We start from the raw sequence: 214 nt of genomic DNA on the forward strand, positions 1-214 counted from the left end.
TTGGTGGGCCTGGACGCCGGCGGCCTGGCCGGCGACGCGGCACCACCGCTGCTCGGCCTCGCCGAGGTGGCGCGCCGGTCCTTCGCCGTGGCCGAGGTGACCGAGGCGCAGGCCCGCGACGTCGGCTATGGACGGGCGCTCGAACTGGCGCTGCCCGCCGATCCCACCGCGCTGCTTCGGGGACGGGGAGTTGCTTGCCCTGTACCGACCGGAT

1 pseudogene is annotated in these 214 nt (G+C 75.7%); it reads left to right on the top strand.

Features of this window, described 5'->3' with window-relative positions:
- Positions 1-214, top strand: a pseudogene (locus BN358_RS27895) (tRNA pseudouridine(55) synthase TruB); the annotation flags it as partial.

This window comes from Sedimentibacter sp. B4 (genome assembly GCF_000309315.1).
Taxonomy (GTDB): Bacteria; Bacillota; Clostridia; order Tissierellales; family Sedimentibacteraceae; genus Sedimentibacter; species Sedimentibacter saalensis.